Here is a 21,126-nt window from a genome sequence, read left to right as displayed (position 1 = left end):
GTGAAGTTCCTCGCCCAGATTCAGCCGATCGACCCGCCGGAGATCCTGTACGGCGCCATCGCACCGGTGCTGATCGTGCTCGGCGCCGCCTGCGTCGCCGTGCTGTTCGAGGCTTTCCTGCCGAGGCACCAGCGGTGGGCGGCGCAGGTCGTGCTGACCATGCTCGCCCTCGTCGCCGCCGGCGGCGCGCTCGGCATCTACGCGGCCGGTGACGACAACAAGCCCCAGGGCATCACCACGCTGTCGGAGGCCATCGCGGTCGACCGGCCGGTGATCTTCCTCTGGGTCACGCTGCTCCTGCTCGCGTTCGGCTCGGTCCTGCTGATCGCGGACCGGTCCGTCGAGCCCGGCGGCGCGTTCGTCGCCGACGCCGCGGTCCGCCCCGGCACGGTCCAGGACCGCGCCCAGGCGTCCCGCACGGGCATGCAGACCGAGGTCTTCCCGCTGACGCTGTTCGCGCTCTCCGGGATGATGGTGTTCGTCGCGGCGAACGACCTGCTGACGATGTTCATCGCCCTGGAAGTGCTGTCGCTGCCGCTGTACCTGATGTGCGGCCTCGCCCGTCGTCGCCGCCTGCTCTCGCAGGAGGCGGCGGTCAAGTACTTCCTGCTCGGCGCGTTCGCCTCGGCGTTCTTCCTCTACGGCCTCGCGCTGCTCTACGGCTACGCGGGCTCCGTGAAGCTGGCCGACATCGCGACCGCCACGGCGGGCAGCGACAAGTCCGACACGCTGCTGTTCGCGGGCTTCGGCCTGCTGGTCGTCGGCCTGCTGTTCAAGGCCTCCGTCGGCCCGTTCCACGCCTGGACCCCGGACGTCTACCAGGGCGCCCCGACGCCGATCACGGCGTTCATGGCGGCCTGCACGAAGGTCGCGGCCTTCGGCGGCATCCTGCGCGTGCTGACGGTCGCGTTCGAGCGGACCAACTGGGAGTGGCGGGGCGTCCTGTGGGGCGTCGCCGTGGCCTCGATGGTCATCGGCGCGGTCCTCGGCCTCACCCAGACCGACGTGAAGCGCATGGTCGCGTACTCCTCGGTGGCGCACGCGGGCTTCCTGCTGATCGGCTCGATCTCGCTGACCGAGCAGGGCCTGTCGGGCACGCTGTTCTACCTGCTGGCCTACGGCTTCACCACGATCGCCGTGTTCGGCGTGATCAGCCTGGTGCGCAACGCCGACGGCGAGGCGACCCACCTGTCGCAGTGGGCGGGGCTCGCGAAGAGGTCGCCGGTGCTCGCGGCCGTCTTCACGTTCCTGCTCCTCGCGCTGGCGGGCATCCCCCTGACGAGTGGTTTCGTGGGCAAGTTCGTGGTGTTCGCGGCGGCCATCGAGGACGGTCTCGCACCCCTCGTCGTGGTGGCCCTGGTGGCCAGCGCGGTGGCCGCGTTCTTCTACCTGCGGGTCATCGTGCTCATGTACTTCAGCGAACCCGCACCCGACGGCCCCACGGTGACCGTGCCCGGTGCGTTCACCACCGTGGCGATCACCCTGGGCGCGGCGATCACCCTCGTCCTGGGCGTTTGGCCCTCCTTCGCCCTCGATTGGGCGGGGGCAGGCGGCTTCATCTTCTAGTGGTACGTAGGCTTCAAGGGTGACCAGTAGCGAGCAGGTGGGGACAGGGTTCCAGTTCGTCGACCCTGTGCTGGCGGAGGTGGTGCAGGACGGCCTCGCCGAGGTGGAAGAACTTCTGCGGAAAGTGGTGCAGAGCGACTTCCACCCGGTGATGGAGACGTCCCTGCACCTCGTGGACGCGGGCGGCAAGCGGATTCGCCCGCTGTTCACCCTGCTCGCCGCCCAGTTCACCGGAACGTGGGACCGGGAGAACGTCATCAAGGCGGCCGCGGTCGTCGAGCTGACGCACCTCGCGACGCTCTACCACGACGACGTGATGGACGAGGCGACCATGAGGCGGGGCGCGGTCAGCGCCAACGCCAAGTGGGACAACAGCATCGCCATCCTGACCGGCGACTACCTGTTCGCGCACGCGTCGGCCCTCACCGCCGACCTGGGCACGGCGGCGGCGCGGATCATCGCGGAGACGTTCTCCGAGCTGGTCACCGGTCAGATGCGCGAGACGATGGGGCCCCGCGAGGGCGAGGACCCCGTCGAGCACTACCTCAAGACCATCAAGGAGAAGACGGGGTCGTTGATCTCGACCGCGGCGCGCTTCGGCGCGATGTTCTCCGAGATGGCCGAGGAGCAGACCGACGCGCTGCGCGTGTACGGCGACGTCATCGGGGCGGCGTTCCAGATCTCCGACGACGTCATCGACATCGCGTCGCCGACGGAGGAGTCGGGCAAGACGCCCGGCACGGACCTCCGCGAGGGCGTGAAGACGCTCCCGATGCTGTACGCGCTGGCGGAGCCGGGTGCCGGGAGCACCAGGCTCGGCAGGCTTCTGGCGGGCCCCATCACCGACGACGCCGAGGTCGAGGAGGCTCTCGCCCTGCTGCGCGTGTCGTCCGGCCTGGCGAGGGCCCGCACGACGTTGGACGAGTACGCCGACGAGGCCCGCGCCGCGCTGGGCAAGCTCCCCGCCTGCCCGGCCCGCGACGCGCTGGAGTCGCTCAGCGAGTACGTCGTCGCCCGTTCGCACTGATCCCGTGACGGCCGCTGGGACCCCGGGGTCCTAGCGGCACTCGGGAGCGGGGTCGACCGCCGCGCGGCGCGCCCGGTGCCCCGCGCGGGCCGCGTCGAGCGTGAACACCAGCAGCGCGACCCAGACCAGGCCGAAGCCGAGCCAGCGGACCGGCGTCATGGCCTCGTGCATCACGAACACGCCCCAGCAGAACTGGAGCACCGGCGTCAGGTACTGGAGCATCCCCAGGGTGCTCAGCGGTACCTTGCGCGCCGCCGCGCCGAACAACATCAGCGGCACGGCCGTGACGACACCGGCCGAGGCCAGCAGCAGCGCGTGACCGATCCCGTGCGACGTGAACGTGCCCGCGCCGGTGACGCCCAGCCAGACCAGGTAGCCGATGGCGAGCGGGGCCAGCACGATGCTCTCGCCGGTCAGGCTCGTGGTGGAGTCCAGCGGGACGGTCTTCTTGATCAGCCCGTACACGCCGAACGAGCAGGCCAGCGTCAGCGAGAGCAGGGGCAGCGAGCCGTAGTCGACGGCCAGCACGACCACCGCCACCACGGCGATGCCCAGGGCGGCGACCTGCGGCAGCCGCAGCCGTTCACGCAGCACCAGCACGCCCAGCACGACGCTGACCAGCGGGTTGATGAAGTAGCCGAGCGAGGCCTCGACGACGTGGGAGCTGTTCACGGCGTAGATGTAGACGCCCCAGTTGATCGCGATCAGCACGGAGGCGACCGCGACCATCAGCCAGCCCTTGGCGGACAGGCGGCGGAGCGCGCCCCACTGGCCGAGCACCAGGGTGGTGCCGACCATCACGACGAGCGACCACGCGACCCGGTGGGCCAGCGTCTCGACCGAACCGGCGGGGAGCAGGAGGGGCCAGTACGCGGGGACGACACCCCAGAGTCCGTACGCGCCCACCCCGTAGGCAATACCCCGATCGGGGCGGTGAACTTCCACCGAAGTGGTGGCGGGGTTGGTCAAAGAAGGCACTCAGCGCACTCTACGCCGCGACGCGGATCGCTTTGACCTGGTCAGTTGCGTCGAGTGGCCTACTATCGTCCCATCCGTTCGCCAGGGGACGGCCGACCGCGACTGACCACGGCGTCAGGGTAGTTTGGCACCGCTTCCACTACCGGGTGAACAGCCTGGCGCGCGGAGCGCGTCGGGGCGTATTTGGACTTGCCAGTTGGAGGAACTTCCAGTGGTGTCGCTCTTCGGGCAGGTCTGGCTGTGGAGCCTGCTGTCCTTCGTGGCCGGTGTGCTGGTGACCTGGCTGGTGCAGGTCCGACCGGCCAGGCAGCGGCTGGCCGAGTTGGAGGCGAACAGGCTCGGCGCCTCCGCGGGACCCGCGAAACCGCAACCGCAGACCCCGCCCTCTCCGGTGTCCTCGCCGATGCGCGACGAGGAGTTCGACGACTGGCACGTGGGTGCCCGCGCGAACGCCGACCCGCTGCTCGCGGTGCCGCCGCCCGTGCCGGACCAGGTGTGGCCGCAGAGCCCCGCCCAGGAGCCGCAGCGGCCCTACGAGGCGCCCCAGGCCTACGAGCCGCCGCGCCCCGCGGAGCCGCCCCGTCCGCTGGAGCCGCAGCGCCTGGTCGAGCCGCCGCGCCAGCCCGAGCCCTCGTTCCACGCCCCCGAGCAGTCGAACAACGACGTGGCGGCGTTCGTCCCGGCGAGCGCGTTCGGCAAGCCGGTGGAGCCGGAACCCGAGCCGGAGCCGGACCACGGCTACGACGAGCTGCCCCCGGCGCTCACCCGCATCCCGGAGAACGCCGAGCCGACCCGCGTCGTCGAGCCCGTCGAGGTGCCCGAGGAGGAGAAGCCGCGCAGCCTGTTCCAGCGGCTCACCCCCGAGGACGAGGTCCAGGCCGAGCCCGTGCCGCTGAACCCGGCCGAGGAGCCCGCGGTCTTCCGCCGCGAGGACCTGGACGAGCAGCCCGAGGTGCCCGAGGTCCCGGCGGACCGCACCCGCTACCTGCCGCCCGCCGCCCCGGACATCGCGCCGCCGGTGGAGGAGCCGACCGCTCCGCCGGAGGTCGAGGAGTGGCACCCGCGCGAGGTGTGGCGCGACGAGGAGGAAGAGGAGCAGCCCGAGGCCGACCAGCCCGCCGAGTCCGAGCACGAGGACGAGCTGCTGGACGACCGCGAGGAGGACTTCGCCGCCGACGACGCCGTTCCCGCCGAGCGCACCGTGCCCGCCGAGACGGCCGCCGAGGAGACCTCGGTGATCCCCGCGGGCGAGGTCCAGCGGGCCATCGACGCCGCGGACGCCGAGCGGGAGGCCGAACGCCAGCCGTGGCCCGAGCACAGCCTCACCGGCCAGTTCCCGATCGTCTCGGACGACATCGCCTCCAGCAAGGGTCAGCTCGGCGTCGAGCCGGACGACCCCGACTACCGCCGGGACGACCCGGACGAGCTGACGGTCGCCGCCTCCGAGGCCCCCGCCGCCGCGCAGCGGAATCCCGAGACCGTCGCGGCGCAGCGGAGTTCCGAGGCCGCCGCCGCGCAGCGGGACGCCGAGGCGCGCGGGGCCGAGTTCCGCGCCGCCCAGGCCGGTGGCGCGGGCTCCGGTGCCGTCCCGACCCGCGACGCCGAACCCGAGGTCGTCGACACCACGGTCGTCGACACCGGGTCCCCTGCTGACCGTGCCCCGGTGTCCGAGCCCGAGCCCGCTGCGGCGGAGCCGGAGTCCCCGGCCTCGCCCGCACCCGCCGAGCCCGCCGCCGAGCCGCACCCGGCCGAGACGACCGAGTTCTTCCCGGCCAAGCTGCCCCCCGTCGAGCTGCCCGCCGTCGAGAAGCGCCCCGCGGCCGCGAACTTCTTCGCCCCCCAGCCGGTGGAGCCCGAGCCTGAGCCCAAGCCCGCGGCGAAGCCGTCGAAGTCGGCTCCGGCACAACCGGCCGCCGAACGCCCCAGGTCGCTGTTCGAGCCCATCGTGGACGAGTCGGACGACGACCCGGAGCCCGCCGAGACCGTCCGGCAGCTGCCGCCGACGGACGACCAGCCGTTCGTGCCGACCCTGGCACCGGAGCTGCTGGCTCGGGGCTCCAACGGCCTCCCGCAGCGTCCGCAGCGCCCGGCGGGCGGCCCGCCGCCCATGACGTCCCCGCCGCTGCTGGGCCCGCCCCAGCCGGTTTCCCCGCCACCGCCCCCGCCGAAGCCCCTGCGGCCCCGTCCGGTCGGTTTCAGCCCCTCCACGGGCGGTCGCAGCGAGAACCCGCCGCCCGCCGCGCCGAGGTACCAGCAGCCGGAGGGCTTCAACCCGCGCTCGCCGTTCGGGCCGGGGTCGGTGCTGCCCAAGTCGGACGGCCACGCGCCCGCCGCGGACTTCGAGGTGAAGGCGACCCTGAGCGGCCGCCGCTACTTCCGGCCCGGCACCACCAGCTTCAACGACACCAGGGCCGACGTGTGGTTCCGCACCGAGGCCGACGCGCAGAAGGCGGGCTTCCGCCCGGCGCAGTAGCCCGGACGCGCGAGGGCCCCTCCACCGCGGTGGAGGGGCCCTCGCGCGTCGTGCCGCCTCAGTCGCCCAGCACGGTCCAGGTGTCCTTGCCGCGCAGCAGCGCCGCCAGGTCCGCCTTCTTGGCCGACTTCGCCTGCTCGACCTGGTCGCGCGCGGCGTCGTCGTACGTGGTCCGCTTGACGTTGCGGAACACGCCCGTGACGGTGTGCGAGAGGTCCTGCGTCGACAGCCGGGACAGCGCGAACGCGTAGGACGGGTCGTCGAGCGTGGCGTCGTGCACGACCACGTTCTCCATCCCGACCTCGGAGACCTTCGCGACCTCCAGGCCCGCGAACCCGGACCGCACGACGCCGTACTCGGCCTCGAGGCCGAACGTGATCGGCTTGCCGTGCTCCAGGTTGATGATCCGCCGCTTGGCGTCGTCGGCGTCCTTGAGCACGTCGAACGCGCCGTCGTTGAAGATCGGGCAGTTCTGGTAGATCTCGACCAGGGCCGAACCGCGGTGCTCGGCGGCCTGCCGCAGCACCTCGGTGAGGCCCTTCTTGTCCGAGTCCAGCGCCCGGCCGACGAACGTGGCCTCCGCGCCCAGCGCCAGCGACACCGGGTTGAACGGGTTGTCCAGCGAACCCGCGGGCGTCGACTTGGTGATCTTGCCGGTCTCCGACGTGGGGGAGTACTGCCCCTTCGTCAGGCCGTAGATCCGGTTGTTGAACAGCAGGATCTTGAGGTTCACGTTGCGCCGCAGCGTGTGGATCAGGTGGTTGCCGCCGATGGACAGCGCGTCGCCGTCACCGGTCACGACCCACACCGAAAGGTCTGGTCGGGCGACGGCGAGACCCGTCGCGATGGCCGGGGCGCGGCCGTGGATCGAGTGCATCCCGTAGGTGTTCATGTAGTACGGGAACCGGCTGGAGCAGCCGATGCCGGACACGAACACGATGTTCTCGCGCTTGAGGCCGAGGGTCGGCAGGAACGACTGCACCGCGTTCAGCACGATGTAGTCGCCGCAGCCGGGACACCAGCGGACCTCCTGGTCCGACTTGTAGTCCTTGGCCTTCTGCGGTTCGTCGGTCGTGGGAACCCCGTCGAGGCCGCCCAGCGCGGGCAGGCCCAGGTCGATCGCTGTCACGCTCCAACCCCCTTGATCACGTCGGCGAGCACGTCCTGGAGTTCCTCGGCCTTGAACGGCAGGCCCTGCACCTTGGTGTAGCTCTGCACGTCCACGAGGTACTTCGCCCTCAGGAGCAACGCGAGCTGGCCGAGGTTCATTTCCGGCGCGATCACCTTGTCGTAGCGGGAGAGCACGTCACCCAGGTTCTTCGGGAACGGGTTGAGGTGCCTCAGGTGCACGTGCGCCACGGGCAGTCCGAGCTTGCGCACGCGGCGGGCCGCGGCGCCGATCGGGCCGTACGACGAACCCCAGCCGACCACGAGCACCTTGGCGTCGCCGGTCGGGTCGTCCACGACCGCGTCCGGCACCTCGATGCCGTCGACCTTCGCCTGGCGCAGCCGCACCATCCGGTCGTGGTTCTCCGGCTCGTAGGAGATGTTGCCGGTGTTCTCGGCCTTCTCCAGCCCGCCGATGCGGTGCTGGAGACCGGGGGTGCCGGGGATCGCCCACGGGCGGGCCAGCGTCTCGGGGTCGCGCACGTACGGCCAGAACTCGCCGGAGCCGTCGGTCGCGTTGGGCTCGGTCGCGAACTCGACCGACAGGTCGGGCAGCTCGTCGACGTCCGGGATCAGCCACGGCTCGGAGCCGTTCGCGATCGCGCCGTCGGACAGCAGCAGCACCGGCGTGCGGTAGGTGAGCGCGATCCGCACCGCGTCCATCGCGGCGTCGAAGCAGTCGGACGGCGACTGCGGCGCCACGATCGGCACCGGGGACTCGCCGTTGCGGCCGAACATGGCCTGGAGCAGGTCGGCCTGCTCGGTCTTGGTCGGCAGACCCGTCGACGGGCCGCCGCGCTGCACGTCGATGATCAGCAGCGGCAGTTCCGTCATCACCGCGAGGCCGATGGTCTCCGACTTCAGCGCCACACCGGGACCGGACGTCGACGTCACGCCGAGCGCGCCGCCGTAGGAGGCCCCGAGCGCCGCGCCGATGCCCGCGATCTCGTCCTCGGCCTGCAACGTCGTGATGCCGAAGTTCTTGTGCTTGCTCAGCTCGTGCAGGATGTCCGACGCGGGCGTGATCGGGTACGTGCCGAGCACGATCGGCAGCCTCGCCTGCTGCCCCGCCGCGACCAGGCCGTACGCCAGCGCCGTGTTGCCGGTGATCTGGCGGTAGGTGCCGGTGTTCAGCTTGGCGGGGGCGACCTCGTAGGTCACCGCGAACGACTCGGTCGTCTCGCCGTAGTAGTAGCCCGCGCGGAACGCCAGGACGTTGGCCTCGGCGATGTCCGGCTTCTTCGCGAACTTCTCGCGCAGGAACCGCTCCGTGCCCTCGGTCGGCCGGTGGTACATCCACGACAGCAGACCCAGCGCGAACATGTTCTTCGCGCGCTCGGCGTCCTTCTTGCCGAGCCCGGTCTCCTCCAGCGCGCCGATGGTGATGGTCGCCATCGCGACCTCGTGCACCTGGAAGTCCGCCAGCGAGTCGTCCTCCAGCGGGTTCGCGGCGTACCCGACCTTGGTCAGGTTGCGCTTGTTGAACTCGTCGGTGTTGACGATCAGGATCCCGCCCTTGGGCAGGTCCCTGATGTTCGCCTTGAGCGCCGCCGGGTTCATCGCCACGAGCACGTCGGGGCGGTCGCCGGGGGTGAGGATGTCGTAGTCCGCGAAGTGCAGCTGGAACGACGACACGCCGGGCAGGGTGCCTTGGGGTGCCCGGATCTCGGCGGGGAAGTTCGGCTGTGTCGCCAGGTCGTTGCCGAAGGCGGCGGCCTCGGAGGTGAAGCGGTCACCGGTGAGCTGCATGCCGTCACCGGAGTCCCCGGCGAACCGGATCACCACTCGATCCAGCTTGCGTGTTTCGGGGGCTCCAGGCGCAGCGCCGTTACCCAGGTCGGTAGTCATCTCCTACGCCGATCCCTCTCTTCGTGGACAGGCCGAACTGTTGTCCCGCATCACATGTGCAGTTGCGAGGGTAGTCGTTTGTGTTAAGGCAACGGTCGCCCGCGTACCACTGGGCGGGAACCCCTGACTCACCCGGTGGACCGCCGGTGCTTTCGACGGTAGGCACGGCGGCACCCGCCCGAGGTCAAAGGCGGTGCAGGTCACAGCAGGTACGCCCGATTGGCGTACCGCCGGTAACAGGTACTGGTGGTAACAGGCGAATTTAGGGGCGACCGCTGATCCTGCTCTTCAGCGCGGCCAGCCTCGCGGCGAACTCCGGTGACTCGATCGACACGACCTGGGGGCCGAGTTCGGTGGTCACGGCCTCGGCGTGGTCGTCGAGCACCGCCGTCGTCCGCATCGACGCCTTGATGGTCCGGACCAGCTCCCTGGGCCCGTCCGCGGCGGCTCTGGCCAGGTCGCGCGCGGCGGCGACCACGTCGCCGTCCGACCTCGAGTGGGCGAGCCCGGTCCGCACGGCCTCGTCTGCGTCCACGACCTGCCCGAACAGCGTCATCGCCGTGGCGGTCTGCGGCCCCACCAGGCGTTGCAGCATCCACGTCATCCCGCCACCGGGGTGGATGCCGAGTTGCAGGAACCGCGCGTCGAACCGCGCCTTCGGCCCGGCGATCCGGACGTCGCAGGCCAGGGCCAGGTTGAGACCCGCCCCGACCGCCGCGCCGTTGACGGCCGCGATCGTCGGCAGCGAGCAGCCCGCCACGGCCAGGAAGCCCGCGTAGATCCGCCGCAGCCCCTCCTCCTTGGCCTCGCCCAGCGCCGTCAGGTCCGCTCCCGCGCAGAACGCGGGATCGGCCCCCGTCACCACGACCGCGTGCACCTCGGGGTCCCGCTCGCACGTCGCGACGGCGTCGGCCAGCTGGTCGGACAGCTCCAGCGTCAGCGCGTTCCGCCGCTCGGGGTCCCGGACGGTGATCACCGCGACGCGGTCGGAGCGCTCCAGCGAAACCTCAGCCATGCCCCGACTCTACGGAGCGGGCCGCGCTCACGGGGCCGGTGGACGGTCGAGCAGCCGGGACAGCACCACCGTCGACACCGTCCGGTCGATGATCTCCACCGCCCGCAGCCGCTCCAGCGCCGACTCCAGGTGGTGGATGTTCGCCGCCCGCAGGTGCACGATCGCGTCGGCCGCGCCGGACACCGTGTAGGCCGCCATCACCTCCGCCATCGGTTCGAGGCGGTTCTGGATGTCGCTGGGCGACACGTTGCCCCGGCAGTGCACCTCCACGAACGCCTCGGTGCCCCACCCCAGCTGCTCCGGGTCCACCACCGCCGTGAAACCGCGCAGCACACCCGTGTCGAGCAGCTTGTCCACGCGCCGCTTCACCGCGGGCGCCGACAGGCCCACGACGTTCCCGATGTCCGCGTAACTCGATCGTGCGTTGGCCATGAGGCACGAAATGATTCGATGGTCGATGGTATCCACACGCAACATAGTGCCCTAAAAGACGCAATATTGTGGCGTTGATCGAGGGTCAGCCGGCCATCTACATTTCGATCCATGACCTCGGTATCCATTCTGGGCCCCGGCGACGAGCCGCTGGTACTGGACCTAGGCGCGCCCGCCGCGCCCCTGCGCGTACCGACCACCCGCAGGTACCTGATGTGCCCGCCCGAGTACTTCACGGTCGAGTACTCGATCAACCCGTGGATGGACCCGACCCAGCCGACCAGCACCGACCTCGCCATGGCCCAGTGGACCGCGTTGAAGGACGCCTACGAGGCCGCCGGGCACCGCGTCGAGGTCATCGAGCCCCGGGTCGGCCTGCCGGACATGGTCTTCGCCGCCAACTCCGGCACCGTCGTCGACGGCCGCGTGCTGGGCTCCAGGTTCCGCGCCGAGCAGCGCGCCGCCGAGGCCGACCACTTCCGCCGCTGGTTCCTCGACAACGGCTACCGCCACGTCGTCATGCCGGAGCGCACGAACGAGGCGGAGGGCGACTTCGCCTGGACCGGCACCCTCCTGCTCGCCGGAACCGGCTTCCGCACCGACCCGGCCGCCCACGCCGAGGCCCAGGAGGTCCTCGGCGTCCCGGTCGTCTCGTTGCAGCTCGTGGACCCCCGCTACTACCACCTCGACGTGGCCCTGGTCGTCCTGGACGACCAGTCCGCGACCCCGCTGGTCGCCTACTACCCCGACGCGTTCTCCGAGGGCTCTCAACGGGTCCTCCGCCGCCTGTTCCCCGACGCGATCATCGCGACGGCGGCGGACGCGGCCTGCCTGGGCATCAACGCGGTCTCGGACGGCCGCCACGTGTTCCTGCCGGTCGAGGCGACGGATCTGGCGGAACAGGTGAGGTCGCGCGGCTTCGAGCCCGTGCTGGTCGACATCTCGGAGCTGAGGAAGTCCGGCGGCGGTCCGAAGTGCTGCACGATGGAACTCCGGGGCTGACTCGTCACTCTGAGTGGATGTTCTGAAGTGCTGGTGACGGGCCTGAAAGTGCCTGCTAGCAGCGAAGATCAGAGTTCGAATGTCACCAGGGGTCCGTCACTGTCCGGCAGCGAAGGGCAGTGATTGTCGGGCTCTGCGGGACAGGCGCGGGACAGAACAGGCCCCCGGCGAGTGATCACCGGGGGCCTGTTGACCTGCAAGGAAACTCTACCGTCTAGCCGTCCAAGGTCTCATCGATCTTGCTGTTCGAGGCCCCGCGCTGGCCGTCGAGGCATCGGGCGTAGACCTTGACCGTGTGGCCCGCGCGTTCGGCGACCTCAGCCGCGGGGACACCGGCGGTGAGTCACGTCGACACGGCGGCGTGCCGGAGGTCGTAGGGGTCGGCACCCAAGGGGGAGTCGTACTGCGCCGGGCTCAGGCCGATCTTCCGAGCCCTGTCCCACGCGTCGGTGACGGAACTGCGCTGCTCAGGCGTACGCGGTGAGGACTTTTCTCTACTTGGTCAAGACGGCCCCTGCGGGGCCGCTCGGCCGCACCCTGCTGATCCCGTCCAGCAGGGTCTAACCCGGCCGGACGGGGCAGCGGCCGACCGACCCCACAGGGTCCGCAAACGAAGAAGGACATGTCCTCGCCGGACGGCAGGTCTCCGAGATGGTCGAAGCCGTCGACAGTTCGCGTTCGGCGGTGGGGCCGGGGATCGCGCCATCCCGTCGACCTCCACGAGGGCAACCACACGCGTCAAGGGGGCAGACCCAGCGCACGTGTCCGGCATGGAGGGATGAGCCCCCTTGACCCGCGCGGTTGGGGCGGGGCCAGGTCGACGAGATGGCGCGACGCCCCTCTGTTGATAGGGGCGCGATGCGTGCAGACTTAATGGCATGGCGATGCGCCTGCGACCAATCGGTGCGGGGATCCTCCTCGCAGGGTCTGGCATGTCTCAGGTAGCCGCTGGTCTAGCTGGGACCGTGACGATTTGGCAGGCAGCTTTCATGGCAGCCACGGGGTTGACGGCGCTGGCTGCTGGCGTCCTTAGTGCTACCCCTTCGGATCCGTCATCCGATCGTGACTCTTCTTTTAAAAAAGAGCACCCCCGGTATGCAACAATCCCCGGCTCCTTCTTGCGGTCTCGTCAGCTCGGACTGGTGACGGGACAAGATGTGGTCCAACCCTGGATAGAGGGTTGTTGTCGCAGGTAGGCCGCGTGGAGGTCAATCACCAAACTCCGCACGACGGAACGCCGGGGCTGATCCGTCGATCGAGCTTGCGCGGGCAGGCCCTCTGATGAGTGATCATCGGAGGGCCTGTACTCCGTGGGAATTGGCGTGCCCGAATGTTGACGGGCTATGGCTGGCGTGCCTCGATCAATGTGATCCGAACGTTGTGGGTGCTTCCTATAGTCTCGAACCGTGTTTGCGCATGAGGCGGGTTCCGGGACCCCGGTGGTGCTTCTCCACGGATTCGGTTTGGACCACCGGAGTCTGCTTCCGCTGGAGTCGGCGTTCGAGCGCTCCGGGCGGTGGCGGCGAATCTACCTCGATCTTCCCGGCGCGACCGGGACGCCGGTGGGGGCGGTGAGCAGTTCGCAGGAGGTCGCGGACGCGGTGGTCGAGGAGGTTCGGGCGCGTGTCGGTGAGCAGCCGTTCGCCGTTCTGGGGAATTCGTTCGGCGGGATGATCGCTCGTTATGTCGCGCACGAGCTTCGTCCGCAGGTCCTCGGACTCGCCACCGTGGCCGGGGTCTTCGTCGCCGCGCACGGTGGGCGAACCGTGCCGCCCCGGACGGTGTTGAGGCGGGAACCCCAGGTCGTGCCGGTCCTCGGGGCTGCGCTTGAGCAGTACCGGGAGGATGCCGTGGTGGAATCGGTGGAGAGTGCGCGAGCGTTCCTCCAGTACGTCCTGCCCGGTCTTGAGGGTGCGGATCAACGCGCCCTGGATCGCATCTCGGAGAGCTACTCGCTCGATCGCGAACCCGAAGACGCGCATCCCGAGCCCTTCTCGCAGCCGACCCTGCACATAACGGGTCGGCAGGACGACGTTGTGGGTTTTTCCGATTCCTGGAGTCGGATCGGGCACTACCCGCGGGCGTCGTTCATATCGCTCGATGGAGCTGGCCACAGCGTTCTTCTTGAGCAGTCGGAACTGTGTTCGGTCCTGGTTTTCGACTGGTTGGGGAGAATTCGGCAGGAGTTTGCTGGGTGAGGTCGTGAAGGGGCGAAGGATGCGCCCGCCGCGCGGCAGGCCTCCGAGGTGGTCGGGCGTCGTCGGCAGTTCGCGTTCGGTGGTCGGTCGGGGCTCGCGCCATCTCGTCGACCTCCGCTAGGGCAACCACGCGGGTCAAGGGGCCGTCCCAGCGCGGGGTTCCGGTGTGGGGTCCGAACCCCCTTGACGGCAAAATGGATAGTGCTACATTCCATTATGGCTAGTGTAGCTATCCATCTTGAGGGGGAACGGTCATGAGAGCTCTGTCAGCGGTAGCCGCCAGAACCGCGGGGTGGAACCGGCCGATGCTGGTCGCCGCCTGGGCGATGGTGCCGGTAGTGCTGGTCAGCCTGGTTGGGCTCGTCGTTGACGACCGCGTCCTCACGGGGGCGCCCATCTGGTTGAAGCCGCTCAAGTTCTCGATCTCGATCGCGGTCTACGGGATCACCTGGGCCTGGCTCATCTCGTTGCTCGGCGTGGGTGCGCGGCTCGCGCGGCGGGTGTCGCTGGTGCTGGCCGCGGTGCTGTTCGTGGAGCAGGCGTTGATCGTCATGCAGGTGGTGCGCGGGCGGGGCAGCCACTTCAACGTGATGACGCCGTTCGACTCCACCGTGTTCGTCGTCATGGGGATGTCGATCGCGGTCCTGTGGACGGGCACGTTGGTGCTCACGGTGCTGGTGCTGCGGACGGCGTTCGCGGACCGGGCCACGCGGTGGGCGTTGCGGATCGGCGCGGTGGTCTCGCTGGCCGGCATCGCCACGGGGGCGTTGATGACCTCGCCGACCTCGGCGCAGCTCGACTCGATGCGGGACGGCACGTTCAAGGGGGTCGTCGGGGCGCACACGGTCGGGATGGAGGACGGCGGTCCGGTCATGCCGGTCACGGGCTGGAGCACGACCGGTGGTGACCTGCGCGTCCCGCACTTCGTCGGGATGCACGCCCTCCAGGTGCTGCCGCTGCTCGTCCTGCTGATGGCGGTGCTGGCCGCGCGCGTGCCGGTGCTGGCCCACGAGACCGTGCGCACCCGCCTGGTGGTCGTGGCGGGGGTGGGCTACGGGGCGCTGTTCGGGCTCGTGCTGTGGCAGGCGGAGCGGGGGCAGCCGCTGCTGGAGCCGGACGCCCTCACGCTCACCGCGGCGGCGGTGATCGTGGTCGCCGTGGTGGTCGGTGCCGTCGTGGCCGTCACGGCCGAGGAGCGGGTGGCGGCTCGCTGACCGTCGCGCGTCCCTGCCAGCCCTGCCGCGCCGCGGTCGGTCCTGGCGGGGCGGAGGCTGGACGCCGTGGACCCGGCACCAGCGGCGGCGTGGAAACCTACGCCGATCCGACACCCGATCTGCTCTGGTCATCTGTCTGGGTTCACCCAGAGGGCTGATCGGTCTAGCGTCGAGCACCCCCTCGATGCTCCGATCGACGGCACCTGTTGTCGACCAGGTAGGGAGCGTGCCCGTGAACGACCTCGACGCCCAAGGTCCGTCGCCAGTGCAGGAACCCGCCGAGGAGCAGGTGAAGCCCCAGGCGCAGCGGCCGAAGAACGGCCTGGAGTGGTTGGTCAAGCAAGCTGAGCGCAAGCGCCCCAACCCGGCTCAGCCCGAGTAGTTCAGCACCGCGCGAGGGCCGCTCGTCATCGGCGAGCGGCCCTCGCGGCGTTCCGGGGGCTCAGCCCGCTTCGGCCTGGAAGGCCGCCCAGAGCAGGTTCAACGGGTGGTCCTCGGGGAACTTGGCCCGCTCCTCCCGGCGCGCGAACACGCCCACCAGCCGCTCCAGCACGGGCTCCCGGTCGTTCTTCAGCTCCACGACCCGCAGCCCGGTGCCCTCGCGCAGCTCCTGGTTCGCCGCGACGACGCCCAACCCGGACGTGACGATCATGCAGCCCTGCACGAGCCCGGACCGCAGCAGCGACATGCCGTACTGGATCTCGTCGATCTCCGCCGCGATGTCCAGCTCGTTGCGGTAGTCCGGCCCGAACCAGCCGCGCAGGAACTCGGCGATCAGCCCGTCGCCCGGCACCACGAGCGGCAGCCGCGGCAGTTCGCCGACGCCCGCGCTGCCGCCGAGGCGCTTCTCCGGCAGGTTCGTCAGCAGCGCCAGCCCGCCGCGCCGCCACTCGATGACGTCGAACTCGTCGAGGTGCCCGGTGTGGCCCGCGTGCGTCACGACGCTGCCGCACACCACGTCCACCTGCTTGCTCTCCAGCTTGGACCAGATGTCCCGCGTGCGGATGTGCACGACCTTCAGCTCGACGTCGCGCTCCTTGAACTCGTCCGCCACGTGGTGCCACGCCTTGGCCAGCGAGTCGAGCATGAACCGGGTCGTGCCGACGGTGAGGGTGGTGCCGAGCTTTCGGCGGCACTCGTGAATAGAGTCGAGCCAATCGCCCAGCGTGGTGCGCGCCAATTCCACCAACGCCTCACCGGTTTGCGTGATCAGCACATCTTTTCCGCGACCCTGCTTGACGACGAGAGGTTCGCCGCACAGCGATCGGAAGTTCCGGTTCAGCGTGTCGATCTGCTTCTGCACGCTCGACTGCTCACGGCCGAGCACCCGCGCGGCCCGGAGCGCGGAACGGGTCTCGTGAACGGCCAGCAACGTCCTGAGCTGGTCCAACGTCGTGTCCAACAGCGCGTTCGGGGAGTGCAGGAGTCTGCTGAGCTGGTTTCCGGCCGGAAGCAGGAGCTGAGCCGAGCTGGACATGGAGGCCTCTCAGGTCGTCGCGTCGGGGCCGCGAGATGTTCTACCGATCAGTTGTACTGAACCTGACCACAGTTCGGCTACAAATAATCCTTAGATTCTGTCCCATTTCTCTGGACACGTATAGACGTTCCGTAAGAGACTTGCCAACGCGACCGGCGCTTGTTCGCGGGTCGCAATCCTGTGGGGGGATTAGGGGGGTTGGGGGCTCGCCGGGCGCAAGCTTGGCGGGCCCCCACGTATTAGCCTTCCGGACCGTGACCGTTTCCATGTTCGCCGAGCGCGGGCTGCGCCTCGACTGGGGTATCACCTTCCGGATCACCGTGCTGGACCTCGGGCTCGCGTGCTGCGGCGTCGAGGTCATGGCCGCCTTCGACGGCCGCGGTGTCGACGATCTCACGGCGCTCGGGGTCGACCCCGTCCGCGACGGGGGAGAGGCGCACGTGCTGGTCGTGTCCGGCACGGTCACCGACGTGATGCTGCCCGCGGTGATCGCCACCTACGAGGAGATGCCGGAGCCGCGGTACGTGCTGTCCGTCGGGGCGTGCAGCAACACCGGCGGCCCGTACTGGGACTCCTACAGCGTCACGAAGGGCATCGACCAGGTGCTGCCCGTCCACGTCGCCGTGCCCGGCTGCCCGCCGCGGCCCGAGGCGCTGCTGGAGGGCCTCGTCGCGCTGCACCGGCTGGTCGCCTCGTGAGCGCCGCCTCCGCCGAGCTGGCCGCCCAGGTCCCCGGAGCCGTGGTGAAGGCGGCGTTCGGCCAGAGCACCGCGCACGTGCCGCTGGACCAGTGGTCCACGGCGGCGCGCTTCGCCCGCGACGACCTCGGCTGCCTCGCCTTCGACTGGCTCGGCGTCGAGGACGCGGGCCGCCCCGGCGCCAGCGGGGTGCGGCACGCCGTCCTGCTGCACGTCCTGCACCCGGACACCAGGTCCGGGTTGCTGCTGCGCACCGAACTCGGCGCGGGCGAGGTGCTGCCGAGCGTGGCGGGCCTGTGGGCGGGTGCCGCGTGGCACGAGCGCGAGGCCGCCGAGATGTTCGGGATCGACCTGGCCGGACCCACCCCGCGCCTCCTGCTGCCGGACGCGTTCGCCGGCCACCCGCTGCGCAAGGACTTCGTGCTGGCGGCCCGCGTCGTGCGACCGTGGCCGGGCAGCCTGGAACCGGGGGAGGACTCCACGTCCTCGCCCAGCCGTCGCCGCACGTTGCCGCCCGGCGTCCCCGATCCGTTGACCTGGGGTCCACGACACGAGGAGAACCAGCAGTGACCGCCGAACTCCCGCCCCGGACCCGAGGCGTGATCGCGCTGCTGGAGTCCAACTGCACGGTCTGCATGATCTGCGCCCGCGAGTGCCCCGACTGGTGCATCCACATCGAGTCGCACACCGAGACCGTGGAAACCCCCGGCCACGCCCGCCCCCGCGCGCACAACGTGCTCGACCGCTTCGCCATCGACTACGGCCAGTGCCTCTACTGCGGGATCTGCGTCGAGGTCTGCCCGTTCGACGCCCTGCACTGGGCGCCCGAGTTCGGCTACCCCGGCACGGGCAGCGCCGACGGCGAGGGCGCGGTCGCCGAACTCGTCCACGAGCGCGACGTGCTGGGCACGTGGGCCGCCGAGGTCCCGCCGCCACCGCCGCTCGACCAGGCCGCCGAGCCGGCCCCGGAGACGACCGCCACACGTCCGGTACGGGGCGGTTCAGGAACCGCGCGCAGGCCGGGAACGTTGAGGGGGAGGACGTGAACCCGGAGGCGAACCAGCGTGCACAAGCACTACAACGGGTTGAAGACCGCGCTGCTGCTCGGCGCGATGAGCGGACTGATCCTCGTGATCAGCTCGTTCTTCGGTCGCACGGCGCTCTACTTCGGCCTGCTGCTGGCGCTGGGCGTCAACGCGTACGCGTACTTCAACTCCGACAGGCTCGCGCTGCGGGCCATGCGCGCCCGGCCGGTGTCGGAGGTCGAGCAGCCCGCGCTGTACCGGATCGTCCGCGAGCTGTCGATGGCCGCGCGGCAGCCCATGCCGAGGCTCTACCTCAGCCCCACGCAGGCGCCCAACGCGTTCGCCACCGGCCGCAACCCGCGCACCGCCGCCGTCTGCTGCACCACGGGCATCCTCGACCTGCTGGACGAGCGTGAGCTGCGCGCCGTCCTCGGCCACGAGCTGTCGCACGTCCACAACCGCGACATCCTGATCTCGTGCGTCGCTGGCGCCCTCGCGTCCGTGGTCAGCACGGTCGCCAACATCGCCCTGTTCGCGGGCATCTTCGGCGGTGGCGACGACGACCGCCCGAACCCGTTCGCGCTGCTGCTGATCGCCGTGCTCGGGCCGGTCGCCGCGGGCATCGTGCAGATGGCCGTCAGCCGGTCCCGCGAGTTCCAGGCGGACGCCTCCGGTGCCGAGCTGACCGGCGACCCGCTGGCGCTCGCGTCAGCCCTGCGGAAGCTCGACGTCGGCACCAGGGCGGCACCCCTGGCGCCGGAACCGGCCGTCGTGGCGCAGTCGCACCTCATGATCGCCAGCCCGTTCCTGCCGGGCGAGTCGCTCAGCAGGCTGTTCTCCACGCACCCCCCGATGGTGGAGCGCATCCGGCGCCTGGAGGAGATGGCAGACCGCCGCTAGCTAGACGGTCGCGCCCGCCTCGCGTGCGACGTTCATCACGTACTGGCCGTAGCCCGACTTCGCGAGCGCGGACCCGAGCCGGTAGCAGGCGTCCGGCGTGATGAACCCCATCCGCAGCGCGATCTCCTCGAGGCACGCGATCCGCACGCCCTGCCGGTGCTCCAGCACCTGCACGAACTGGCCCGCCTCCAGCAGCGAGTCGTGCGTCCCGGTGTCCAGCCACGCGAAGCCGCGGCCCAGGTCCACCAGGTTCGCCCGACCCTCGGCCAGGTAGGCGAGGTTCACGTCGGTGATCTCCAGCTCGCCGCGCGGCGACGGCTCCAGCGCGCTCGCGATCGACACGACCCGGTTGTCGTAGAAGTACAGGCCGGTGATCGCCTTGTTCGACCTGGGCTTCGCGGGCTTCTCCTCGATGGAGACGAGCGTCCCGCCAGCGTCGACCTCGCCGACGCCGTACCGCTCCGCGTCCTTCACCGGGTAGCCGAACAGCACGCACCCGTCGAGCTTCGCGACCTGCTCCTGGAGCATCCGCGAGAAGCCCTGGCCGTAGAAGATGTTGTCGCCCAGGACCAGCGCCACCGTGTCGCCGCCGATGAAGTCGGCGCCGATCACGAACGCCTCGGCCAGCCCGTTCGGCTCGGCCTGCTCGGCGTACTCGATGCGCAGGCCGAACTGCGACCCGTCACCCAGCAGCCGCTGGAACTGCGGCAGGTCGTTGGGCGTGGAGATCAGCAGGATCTCGCGGATCCCGGCGAGCATCAGCACCGAGATCGGGTAGTAGACCATCGGCTTGTCGTAGACGGGCAGCAGCTGCTTCGAGACCGCTTGCGTGATCGGGTGCAGCCGCGTGCCGCTGCCACCCGCCAGGACGATGCCCTTCACGGCGCTACCGGTAGTTCGTGAACTGGAGGGCGATCCCGAAGTCCGACCCCTTGAGCAGCGAGATGATCTCCTGGAGGTGGTCCTTCTTCTTGCCGGAGATCCGCAGCTGGTCGCCCTGGATCTGCGCCTGCACGCCCTTCGGGCCCTCGTCGCGGACCTTCTTCGCGATCTCCTTGGCCTTCTCGGACGTGATGCCCTGCACCAGCGTGCCGGTCACCTTGTAGACCTTGCCCGAGATCGACGGGTCGCCGATCTCGAACGCCTTCATCGAGATGCCGCGCTTCACCAGCTTCTCCTGGAAGACGTCGATCGCCGCCCGGCACCGCTCCTCGGTCTCCGACTGGAACGCGATGGCCTCCTCCCCGGACCACGACACCTCGGTACCGGTCCCCCGGAAGTCGAACCGCGTACCCAGCTCCTTGGCCGCCTGGTTGAGCGCGTTGTCGACCTCCTGCCGATCGACCTTGCTCACCACGTCGAATGACGGATCTGCCACGTGCTCGGTACCTCCGCGTAGATGGGCTTTTGACGAGCCACGATGTTACCGGGGTATCCCGGTTGCGAACCCCTCCACGGGGTTATGTAGTCTCTTGTTCGCACCCGGCACACCGGGCGCGAGGCGGGTTGCCCGAGCGGCCAATGGGAGCGGACTGTAAATCCGTCGGCTTACGCCTACGTAGGTTCGAATCCTACACCCGCCACACCTGGGAAAACGCCCCCGTGACCTGCGCAAACAGGCCACGGGGGCGTTCTTGTTTGTGTCCGGCTATGTCCGGCTGAAACCGGCGTTATCCGACCCTCTGTACCGAGGACGTACCGAAGTTATGGGCAGCGTGTTGCCAGCCCCTAGCGGCCTCCTAGAGCCTCTTGGACGCGTTGCATGGCTGTCTGCTCCCCGCCGTCGATGCACTTCGCGTAGACCCGCATGAGGACCGTCAGGCTGTTCCCCGCCCATTCGGCCACCCGCGTTGCCTCCACACCCGCGTTGAGCCACATGGATAGGCAGGCATGACGCAGGTCATAGGGACGTCGAGCGAGCGGTGAGGCGACTACCTCGGCAGTGAACACGGCTTCCCGCGCCTGCGCCCACACGCGACCGTAGGTAGAGCTGCCGATCCGACCTCCGCGCTCAGCCACGAACAGGCGCCCATCCGACCCGGTGCCGAACGCGTCCAGGTGCTCGTACAGGATCACGGCCAGTTCAGGACAGCAGGGGACAAGGCGT

The 21,126-nt window shown here is 69.9% G+C and carries 19 protein-coding genes, 1 tRNA gene and 1 pseudogene; 12 read left to right on the top strand and 9 right to left on the bottom strand.

What is annotated here, in order from left to right; translation table 11 throughout:
* Together nuoN and AC156L_RS16515 are read left to right on the top strand one after the other, a co-directional pair.
* Positions 1 to 1,566 (top strand): NADH-quinone oxidoreductase subunit NuoN, encoded by a 1,566-nt coding sequence (gene nuoN / locus AC156L_RS16520; RefSeq protein ID WP_330881150.1) that lies wholly within the window; start codon positions 1 to 3, stop codon positions 1,564 to 1,566.
* Between the two features lie 19 nt (positions 1,567 to 1,585).
* Entirely contained in the window at positions 1,586 to 2,593 is a 1,008-nt protein-coding gene (locus AC156L_RS16515) for a polyprenyl synthetase family protein (protein WP_414720101.1), read from the top strand.
* A 30-nt stretch (positions 2,594 to 2,623) separates the two neighbouring features.
* On the opposite strand, the gene rarD is transcribed toward AC156L_RS16515, so the two are convergent.
* Positions 2,624 to 3,538 carry an EamA family transporter RarD gene (rarD, locus tag AC156L_RS16510; protein ID WP_330881261.1) on the bottom strand — a complete coding sequence of 305 codons (915 nt, stop codon included), beginning with the start codon at positions 3,536 to 3,538 and terminating at the stop codon, positions 2,624 to 2,626.
* Between the two features lie 244 nt (positions 3,539 to 3,782).
* On the opposite strand from rarD, the gene AC156L_RS16505 reads away from it, so the two are divergent.
* On the top strand, positions 3,783 to 6,044 hold the full coding sequence (locus tag AC156L_RS16505; protein ID WP_330881148.1) for a sunset domain-containing protein: 2,262 nt from the start codon (positions 3,783 to 3,785) through the stop codon (positions 6,042 to 6,044).
* Positions 6,045 to 6,102: 58 nt separating this feature from the next.
* Here the strand turns inward: AC156L_RS16505 and AC156L_RS16500 are convergent, their stop codons facing one another.
* The 4 genes from AC156L_RS16500 to AC156L_RS16485 form a co-directional block, all read right to left on the bottom strand.
* On the bottom strand, positions 6,103 to 7,173 hold the full coding sequence (locus tag AC156L_RS16500; protein ID WP_330881146.1) for a 2-oxoacid:ferredoxin oxidoreductase subunit beta: 1,071 nt from the start codon (positions 7,171 to 7,173) through the stop codon (positions 6,103 to 6,105).
* On the bottom strand, positions 7,170 to 9,059 hold the full coding sequence (locus AC156L_RS16495; RefSeq protein WP_330881144.1) for a 2-oxoacid:acceptor oxidoreductase subunit alpha: 1,890 nt from the start codon (positions 9,057 to 9,059) through the stop codon (positions 7,170 to 7,172). Before AC156L_RS16495 ends, AC156L_RS16500 begins: the two co-directional genes overlap by 4 nt.
* 262 nt (positions 9,060 to 9,321) lie before the next feature.
* Positions 9,322 to 10,074 (bottom strand): enoyl-CoA hydratase, encoded by a 753-nt coding sequence (locus tag AC156L_RS16490; RefSeq protein ID WP_484406988.1) that lies wholly within the window; start codon positions 10,072 to 10,074, stop codon positions 9,322 to 9,324.
* Positions 10,075 to 10,101: 27 nt separating this feature from the next.
* Positions 10,102 to 10,542: an Lrp/AsnC family transcriptional regulator gene (locus AC156L_RS16485; protein ID WP_330881139.1), complete on the bottom strand. Its 441-nt coding sequence runs from the start codon at positions 10,540 to 10,542 to the stop codon at positions 10,102 to 10,104.
* Between the two features lie 75 nt (positions 10,543 to 10,617).
* Here AC156L_RS16485 and ddaH point away from each other — a divergent pair, with 75 nt between their 5' ends.
* From ddaH to AC156L_RS16465, 4 genes are all read left to right on the top strand, one after another.
* Entirely contained in the window at positions 10,618 to 11,508 is an 891-nt protein-coding gene (ddaH, locus tag AC156L_RS16480; protein WP_333783780.1) for a dimethylargininase, read from the top strand.
* Positions 11,509 to 12,914: 1,406 nt separating this feature from the next.
* On the top strand, positions 12,915 to 13,706 hold the full coding sequence (locus tag AC156L_RS16475; protein ID WP_330881137.1) for an alpha/beta fold hydrolase: 792 nt from the start codon (positions 12,915 to 12,917) through the stop codon (positions 13,704 to 13,706).
* 254 nt (positions 13,707 to 13,960) lie between these two features.
* Entirely contained in the window at positions 13,961 to 14,920 is a 960-nt protein-coding gene (locus tag AC156L_RS16470; protein WP_330881135.1) for a hypothetical protein, read from the top strand.
* A 232-nt stretch (positions 14,921 to 15,152) separates the two neighbouring features.
* Positions 15,153 to 15,302 carry a hypothetical protein gene (locus AC156L_RS16465; protein WP_330881133.1) on the top strand — a complete coding sequence of 50 codons (150 nt, stop codon included), beginning with the start codon at positions 15,153 to 15,155 and terminating at the stop codon, positions 15,300 to 15,302.
* 60 nt (positions 15,303 to 15,362) lie between these two features.
* Here the strand turns inward: AC156L_RS16465 and AC156L_RS16460 are convergent, their stop codons facing one another.
* Positions 15,363 to 16,397 carry a LysR family transcriptional regulator gene (locus tag AC156L_RS16460; RefSeq protein ID WP_330881131.1) on the bottom strand — a complete coding sequence of 345 codons (1,035 nt, stop codon included), beginning with the start codon at positions 16,395 to 16,397 and terminating at the stop codon, positions 15,363 to 15,365.
* A 254-nt stretch (positions 16,398 to 16,651) separates the two neighbouring features.
* Between AC156L_RS16460 and AC156L_RS16455 the strand changes: the two genes are divergently transcribed.
* Genes AC156L_RS16455 through htpX form a run of 4 tightly spaced genes read left to right on the top strand, consistent with a single transcriptional unit; the run spans position 16,652 to position 19,019 of the window.
* Positions 16,652 to 17,095, top strand: coding sequence for an NADH-quinone oxidoreductase subunit B (locus tag AC156L_RS16455; protein WP_330881129.1), 444 nt, complete (start codon positions 16,652 to 16,654; stop codon positions 17,093 to 17,095).
* Positions 17,092 to 17,664, top strand: coding sequence for an NADH-quinone oxidoreductase subunit C (locus AC156L_RS16450; protein WP_330881127.1), 573 nt, complete (start codon positions 17,092 to 17,094; stop codon positions 17,662 to 17,664). Before AC156L_RS16455 ends, AC156L_RS16450 begins: the two co-directional genes overlap by 4 nt.
* The gene (locus AC156L_RS16445) at positions 17,661 to 18,140 is read left to right on the top strand and encodes a 4Fe-4S binding protein (RefSeq protein ID WP_330881125.1); all 480 of its coding nucleotides are present in this window, start codon (positions 17,661 to 17,663) and stop codon (positions 18,138 to 18,140) included. Before AC156L_RS16450 ends, AC156L_RS16445 begins: the two co-directional genes overlap by 4 nt.
* An 18-nt stretch (positions 18,141 to 18,158) precedes the next feature.
* Complete coding sequence (gene htpX, locus AC156L_RS16440; protein ID WP_330881122.1) at positions 18,159 to 19,019, top strand: zinc metalloprotease HtpX; 861 nt, start codon at positions 18,159 to 18,161, stop codon at positions 19,017 to 19,019.
* Here htpX and rfbA read toward each other — a convergent pair whose 3' ends face one another.
* Both rfbA and AC156L_RS16430 read right to left on the bottom strand, forming a co-directional pair.
* Positions 19,020 to 19,901, bottom strand: coding sequence for a glucose-1-phosphate thymidylyltransferase RfbA (rfbA, locus tag AC156L_RS16435; protein ID WP_330881120.1), 882 nt, complete (start codon positions 19,899 to 19,901; stop codon positions 19,020 to 19,022).
* A 4-nt stretch (positions 19,902 to 19,905) separates the two neighbouring features.
* Positions 19,906 to 20,397: a YajQ family cyclic di-GMP-binding protein gene (locus tag AC156L_RS16430; RefSeq protein ID WP_259627862.1), complete on the bottom strand. Its 492-nt coding sequence runs from the start codon at positions 20,395 to 20,397 to the stop codon at positions 19,906 to 19,908.
* Between the two features lie 122 nt (positions 20,398 to 20,519).
* Between AC156L_RS16430 and AC156L_RS16425 the strand changes: the two genes are divergently transcribed.
* Positions 20,520 to 20,602 (top strand) — tRNA-Tyr (locus AC156L_RS16425).
* A gap of 145 nt (positions 20,603 to 20,747) precedes the next feature.
* On the opposite strand, the pseudogene AC156L_RS16420 reads toward AC156L_RS16425, so the two are convergent.
* Positions 20,748 to 21,126: pseudogene (locus tag AC156L_RS16420) on the bottom strand (tyrosine-type recombinase/integrase); the annotation flags it as partial.

It is taken from the genome of Umezawaea sp. (genome assembly GCF_057122925.1).
This window is presented reverse-complemented; position numbering and strand designations above follow the sequence as displayed.